Source organism: Bacilli bacterium, assembly GCA_036381315.1.
Taxonomy (GTDB): Bacteria; Bacillota; Bacilli; order Paenibacillales; family KCTC-25726; genus DASVDB01.
Window position 1 is genome coordinate 1 of record DASVDB010000043.1, and the last position, 6,043, is coordinate 6,043.

Sequence of the window (6,043 nt, forward strand, 5' to 3'; positions counted from 1 at the left end):
CATACGGCGGGCCGGATTGAACATTTTCATGCAGGCCCGCTTTTTGTATAATACTAACAGTTGCAAACAGGGCGGATAACGCCCTTTCATTTTACGCCAAATTTCCCATACGCATATTGGAGGGCCATTTACCCATGATAATGAAAGAAATCATCGTGGTCGAAGGAAAATCCGACACGGCGGCCGTGCAAAGAGCAATCGCGGCGGAAACGATTGAAACGGGCGGATCAGCCATCAACGATGAGATCATCGCGACCATTCGACTGGCCCAGGAGCGCAGGGGCGTGATTGTGTTCACCGATCCGGATCATGCCGGCGAGAAAATCCGCAAATTGATCTCCGAACGCGTTCCGGGAATCAAGCACGCTTTTTTGTCGCAGGAAGAGGCGAGGGGAAAACGCAATCTTGGAATTGAATACGCTTCTGCCGAGGCGATTCGCGCGGCGCTTTCCAATGTGAAAACGGAAATGCCGGACAGTAAAGCGCAAATCGGCTGGGACGATCTCCTGGCGGCCGGTTTGATCTCCCGACCCGATGCGTCGAAACGGCGGCTTATGATGGGAAAATTGCTCGGAATCGGCTACGGCAACGGCAAGCAATTTCACAAAAGGTGCCGGATGTTGCAAATTACCCGGGAAGAGTTTTTTGCGGCATTGGAACAACTGAAAGCGGGCTGCGACAGTGAAACATGAGTGGATTGCATCTCCCAGGAAAACTGTGGAACTTCTGGAACAGCATCAGCTTGCGCCAAAGAAAAGCTTGGGACAAAACTTTTTGGTCGACCGCAATTTTTTGGACAAAATCGTGGCGGCGGCGGAATTGGACGAAACCAAAGGCGCGCTGGAAATCGGCCCCGGCATCGGCGCGTTGACGCAAGTTTTGGCGCAAACCGCGAAAAAAGTGGCTGCCGTTGAGATTGACGGCAGATTAGTCCCGATTTTGCAAGATATGTTCAGGGATCGCGACAACGTGCGCATCGTGCATGGCGACGCGTTGGAAGTAAACTTTCCCTCCCTGTTCGCGGATTGGTTCGCCGATGTGCCGGAAGTAAGCGTTACGGCCAATCTTCCCTATTATGTAACAACGCCGATTATCATGAAACTTCTCGAGTCGCAGCTGCCGCTAGCCCATATCGTGGTGATGGTGCAAAAGGAAGTGGCCGGCCGCATGGCGGCTTTGCCCGGTACGAAAGATTACGGAAGCCTTAGCATTGCCGTGCAATATTTTGCCGAGACGAAAGTGATCACGAATGTGCCGCGGACCGTATTTATTCCCCGCCCTAACGTGGATTCCGCGATTATTCGTTTGACCAGACGCAAAACCCCTCCTGTGCGGGTTCTCTCCGAGCCGTTTTTGTTCGCGGTTGTTCAGGCCAGTTTTGCCAGGCGCAGAAAAACGATTTGGAACAATTTGCGGCAATTTGCGGATCAACTGCCGCACGATGAACTTTTGACAGTGCTAAAGAGCTGCAACATCGACGCCAGCCGCCGGGGCGAGACGCTAAGCCTAGCTGAATTTGCGGCCCTAAGCGACGCTTTGTGGAATCGCCTGCATAAATGAGGCCGCGCCACCCCGCAATCACCAAATGCCTGCAAAGCCCATAGGATGGTGAAGGGGAGGAACGAAGCCCATGTTCAAAAGCGGAGAGCTGGTCATTAGAAAATCATACGGCGGCGATATTGTGTTTCGGATTCAATCGTTTGAAAACGGTCTGGCAGTGCTTAGAGGCGTGGAATATCGCCTGTTGGCCGACGCGCCGTTGTCCGATATACAACGGATTGAAGATATAGGCGCCCACCGCGGCACGGTCGAATCGCGTATGAAAACCCGGGAAACGGCCAAAAGGATGGAAATGTTCCGGAATTTGCAGCGGGAGAAGCAGGAAAATGCGCTGAACATATCCGGCAAACAGCCCGGGAAGCCGCCGTTTTTCGAGCTTCCGGGCAAAGTGCTTCATTTGGACGGCGATCCCGCGTATTTGCGCAAAAGCATGCAAGTATACAGCGAGCTGTTGATTCCTGCCGAAGGGCACTTTGTGCAGGAAGCCAACATGCCGGAGGCGCTGTATCGCCTGCTGCCCGCAGTGAAACCCGATATCGTGGTGATTACGGGGCATGACGGTCTTTTGAAGCGGCGCAAGGAAGGGCAAGTGCATGATTTGTACAGCTATAAAAATTCCATCAATTTTGCCAAGGCGGTCGGCATCGCCAGACACTACGAACGGAATCGCGATTTGCTCACGGTCATAGCGGGAGCGTGCCAATCCCATTTTGAAGCATTGCTGCAAGCCGGCGCGAATTTTGCCAGTTCCCCGAAACGCATCCTCATTCATGCCCTCGATCCCGTCTATATCGCCGCCAAAGTTGCCTATACGCCGATTAAAGAAACCATCAACATTTATGATGTGATCAGCCATACGATTAGCGGCATGCAAGGTTTGGGGGGCATCGAGTCAAAAGGCAGCTACCGGATTGGCATGCCAAGATGGTAATGCGTGGAAGGGGTAAATTTGAACATTTTGTGAATTATGCAAGGGAACGGCTGCAAAAAAACGGCTTGAAATCGAGCAAATGCCGTTGACAATGGGTTTGGTCGCCTGCTATAATAATTAGCTTAGTTTGACACGCCCCCTCTTTTTCAGGTATAATGTACAAGGAAAGAGGTGGTAGTTGAAAGATGGCAAAAAATGCGCTTATTGAAATCAAACGCAGTTTAGATGCCCATGTCGGGCGAAGAATCATGCTGAAAGCAAACGGTGGAAGACGAAAAACCATCGAAAGAACCGGCATCCTGGAAGAAACCTACCCTTCTGTTTTCATTGTAAAGCTGGATCAGGAACAACATTCGTTCAAACGAGTTTCTTACAGCTATGCGGACATATTGACGGAATCGGTTGAAGTGACCGTTTGTCATGATGACGGACAAGTCCGCATTTCATATGCTCCCGTATAAATGATTGGCTGCAAGCGGCGAAGGCGCTCCTTCGCCGCTTTTAATTTTTTTGCAACCGAAGCATACTACCTGGATGACAGGAGGAAAGGAGGGGGCGAAATGGGGCGCAGAGGCAGAGGCCGCAGCGTCATGTCGGAGGAACTGAAAACGGAATTGGCCAAAGACCTCGGGTTTTACGACACCGTTCGTCGGAACGGTTGGGGCGGCATCACCACGAAGGACGCGGGCAATATGGTGAAGAAAGCAATCCAGATGGCCGAAGAGACACTCGCCAAACCGAACGGCAACGATCGGCGGAATTAATCAATGCGCACTATATGCACGGTTGCAAATGGGTTACAAGGATGGAATGGGGCAATGACTGTTCCATCTTTTCTTTTGCATGCTTTCGCTTTTTTTGCCGTTTTTTGCTATGATAGAGCTTAACATTTACCACTGAAGGTGACTTATGATCGTTTATGAAAAAGCGCCGGCAAAGATTAATTTGTCGCTCGACATTTTGGGCAAACGGGCAGACGGTTATCATGAAGTGGAAATGGTCATGGCCAGCATCGATTTGTTTGACCGTCTCGAATTGGCGGAACTTACGGAAGATCGGATTGTCGTTTCCAGCCAGGCGGGCTTTATTCCCCTGGACGAGCGGAATTTGGCCTATCAAGCGGCTGACCTGATGAAGCGCGAGTTCAACATCAAACAAGGCGTGAAAATTCATATCGATAAACGGATTCCGGTTGCCGCCGGGCTTGCCGGGGGCAGCAGCGACGCCGCGGCGACGCTGCGCGGCCTGAACAGATTGTGGAAGCTTGATATTCCGCTCACACAATTGGCGGAACTTTCGGCAACGCTCGGTTCGGATGTGCCATATTGCGTTACCGGCGGCACCGCGGTGGCCAGAGGCAGAGGGGAGGCGCTGGAAAAGCTCCCGTCGCCGCCCGCCTGTTGGGTTGTATTGGCCAGGCCGCCGCTGACCGTATCGACAGCGGACATATATGAGCAATATCGCGTCGGGGAAGGCGATCAGCCGCGTTTTACAAAAGGCGTCGTGCAAGCGGTTTACGCCAGGGACTTTCATCAATTATGCCATTCCCTCGGCAACCATTTGGAGAGTGTCACGCTGCGTTTATATCCGCAAGTAAACAAGATCAAGCGGACGATTTTGCAAATGGGCGCCGACGGGGCGCTCATGTCGGGCAGCGGGCCCGCCGTGTTTGCGCTGGCGAACCGGGAGTCGAAAGCGAAACGCATGATGCGCGGCCTGCGCGGTTTTTGCCGGGATGTGTACATGGTCAGATTATTGGTATGAACCGGCCGGCATCATTGAATAAATCCGTATGCAAATGTTATATTACTTGTATAATGTTCGTGTTTTTTTATTCAGCCAATTTGGAAATAGCGCAATTTGACCGCAGCATGGGAGGGTTAAGCAATGAAAAAGATGAAGCGAAGCGGCCGGTTAGTGGAAATGACCCAATTTTTGCTGATGCGCCCTCACCAATTAATCCCGCTGACGACATTTGCCGATAAATACGACTCCGCCAAATCCTCCATCAGCGAAGACCTGGCCATCATCAAAGAGGTTTTTGCCGCGGAAGGGATCGGTTATTTGCAAACGATGCCCGGCGCAGCCGGCGGAGTGCAGTACATACCGAAAGTGTCCGACGAAGCGGCGTTGGCGGAAATACAAGCGATATGCCGGCAATTGCAGCAGCCGGAGCGGATTTTGCCCGGCGGCTATTTATATATGTCCGACATACTGGGCTTGCCTTCCGTAATGAAAACGATCGGACGGATGTTCGCATCCGCTTTTGCCGACCGGGAAATCGACTGCATTATGACCGTAGAAACAAAGGGCATTGCCATCGCTTATGCCACTGCGTCTTATTTGAATGTCCCGGTGGTGATCGTGCGCAGGGACGCCAAAGTGACCGAAGGGTCCGTGGTCAGCATCAATTACGTATCGGGTTCCAGCAAACGCATTCAGACGATGTCGCTCGCCAGAAGGGCGCTTAAGGAAGAGTCGCGCGTTTTGATCGTCGATGATTTTATGCGCGCCGGCGGCACCATCCGCGGCATGATGGACATGCTGCGGGAATTCAGGGCCACCGTGCAGGGCGTAGGCGTATTTGTCGAGTCCGGGGAAGTCGATCACGAAGAGCATCTCGTGGAAGACTACGTATCCCTTGCCAAACTTGCGGAAGTCGATTTAAAATCGGCGCGCATTGAAGTTACCCCGGGCAACTTTTTTCAACGATAAAAATAAAAACAATCAAAATAAACATGAAACGGAGTCGATATCCATGTCATTAAAACCCATTTCTACCAACCGTGCGCCGGCGGCGATCGGCCCTTATTCGCAAGCGATTCAGGCAGGCGATCTGATTTTCACATCCGGGCAAATCCCGCTCGATGTGAACGGCAATTTGGTGGAAGGTGGCATCAAGGAGCAAACCCACCAGGTTTTCCGCAATTTGCAGGCCGTGCTGGCGGCGGCGGACGCAAGCCTGAACGATGTGGTCAAGGCAACCGTGTTTTTGCAGGACATGGCGCAATTTGGCGAGGTCAATGAAATTTATGCTTCCTATTTTGGCGCGCATAAGCCGGCGCGATCGACGGTGCAGGTGGCCAAGCTGCCGAAAGGCGCGTTGCTGGAAATCGAATTGGTCGCGGTAAAAAGAAAATAACGATGGTTATGACAAATGAATAAAAAATTTTAATTGTTGGCAAAAAAAAGAAGGATTTTGGTAAGATTTGTGGAATATATAACACCTACCCTGATTGTTTGGAAAAGGTGGTGACCTACTAGTGCAAATTACAGACGTCAGACTCCGCCGGGTAAACTCCGAGGGGAGAATGAAAGCCATTGCGTCCATCACCATTGACAACGAATTTGTCGTTCATGACATTCGCGTCATCGACGGAAACAATGGAATGTTTGTAGCTATGCCGAGCAAAAGAACACCGGATGGTGAATTTCGCGACATAGCGCATCCGATCTCCTCCGAGACCCGCGAGAAAATTCAAACGGCTGTTTTGGCTGAATATGACCGGGCGGCGTCGGAAGATGAAGTGGTCGAAGAAGGTGCATAATAAC

Annotated in this window: 9 protein-coding genes; all 9 read left to right on the forward strand. The window is 51.6% G+C overall.

Going from position 1 to position 6,043, the window contains the following annotated elements; translation table 11 throughout:
* Positions 1-137: 137 nt before the first annotated feature.
* The 9 genes from rnmV (at position 138) to spoVG (ending at position 6,039) form a co-directional block, all read left to right on the forward strand.
* Positions 138-692: a ribonuclease M5 gene (gene rnmV / locus VF260_03175; GenBank protein ID HEX7056186.1), complete on the forward strand. Its 555-nt coding sequence runs from the start codon at positions 138-140 to the stop codon at positions 690-692.
* Positions 682-1,560 (forward strand): 16S rRNA (adenine(1518)-N(6)/adenine(1519)-N(6))-dimethyltransferase RsmA, encoded by an 879-nt coding sequence (rsmA, locus tag VF260_03180; protein HEX7056187.1) that lies wholly within the window; start codon positions 682-684, stop codon positions 1,558-1,560. The genes rnmV and rsmA overlap by 11 nt, the downstream gene beginning before the upstream one ends.
* Positions 1,561-1,630: 70 nt before the next feature.
* Positions 1,631-2,491 carry a sporulation peptidase YabG gene (gene yabG, locus VF260_03185; protein ID HEX7056188.1) on the forward strand — a complete coding sequence of 287 codons (861 nt, stop codon included), beginning with the start codon at positions 1,631-1,633 and terminating at the stop codon, positions 2,489-2,491.
* 185 nt (positions 2,492-2,676) lie between these two features.
* Positions 2,677-2,952: a Veg family protein gene (locus tag VF260_03190; GenBank protein ID HEX7056189.1), complete on the forward strand. Its 276-nt coding sequence runs from the start codon at positions 2,677-2,679 to the stop codon at positions 2,950-2,952.
* Between the two features lie 99 nt (positions 2,953-3,051).
* Positions 3,052-3,255 (forward strand): small, acid-soluble spore protein, alpha/beta type, encoded by a 204-nt coding sequence (locus VF260_03195; protein ID HEX7056190.1) that lies wholly within the window; start codon positions 3,052-3,054, stop codon positions 3,253-3,255.
* Positions 3,256-3,400: 145 nt separating this feature from the next.
* Complete coding sequence (ispE, locus tag VF260_03200) at positions 3,401-4,255, forward strand: 4-(cytidine 5'-diphospho)-2-C-methyl-D-erythritol kinase (protein HEX7056191.1); 855 nt, start codon at positions 3,401-3,403, stop codon at positions 4,253-4,255.
* A 123-nt stretch (positions 4,256-4,378) separates the two neighbouring features.
* Positions 4,379-5,206: a pur operon repressor gene (purR, locus tag VF260_03205; protein HEX7056192.1), complete on the forward strand. Its 828-nt coding sequence runs from the start codon at positions 4,379-4,381 to the stop codon at positions 5,204-5,206.
* A gap of 43 nt (positions 5,207-5,249) precedes the next feature.
* Entirely contained in the window at positions 5,250-5,633 is a 384-nt protein-coding gene (locus tag VF260_03210; protein ID HEX7056193.1) for a RidA family protein, read from the forward strand.
* Between the two features lie 121 nt (positions 5,634-5,754).
* Entirely contained in the window at positions 5,755-6,039 is a 285-nt protein-coding gene (gene spoVG, locus VF260_03215) for a septation regulator SpoVG (GenBank protein ID HEX7056194.1), read from the forward strand.
* Positions 6,040-6,043 lie beyond the last annotated feature (4 nt).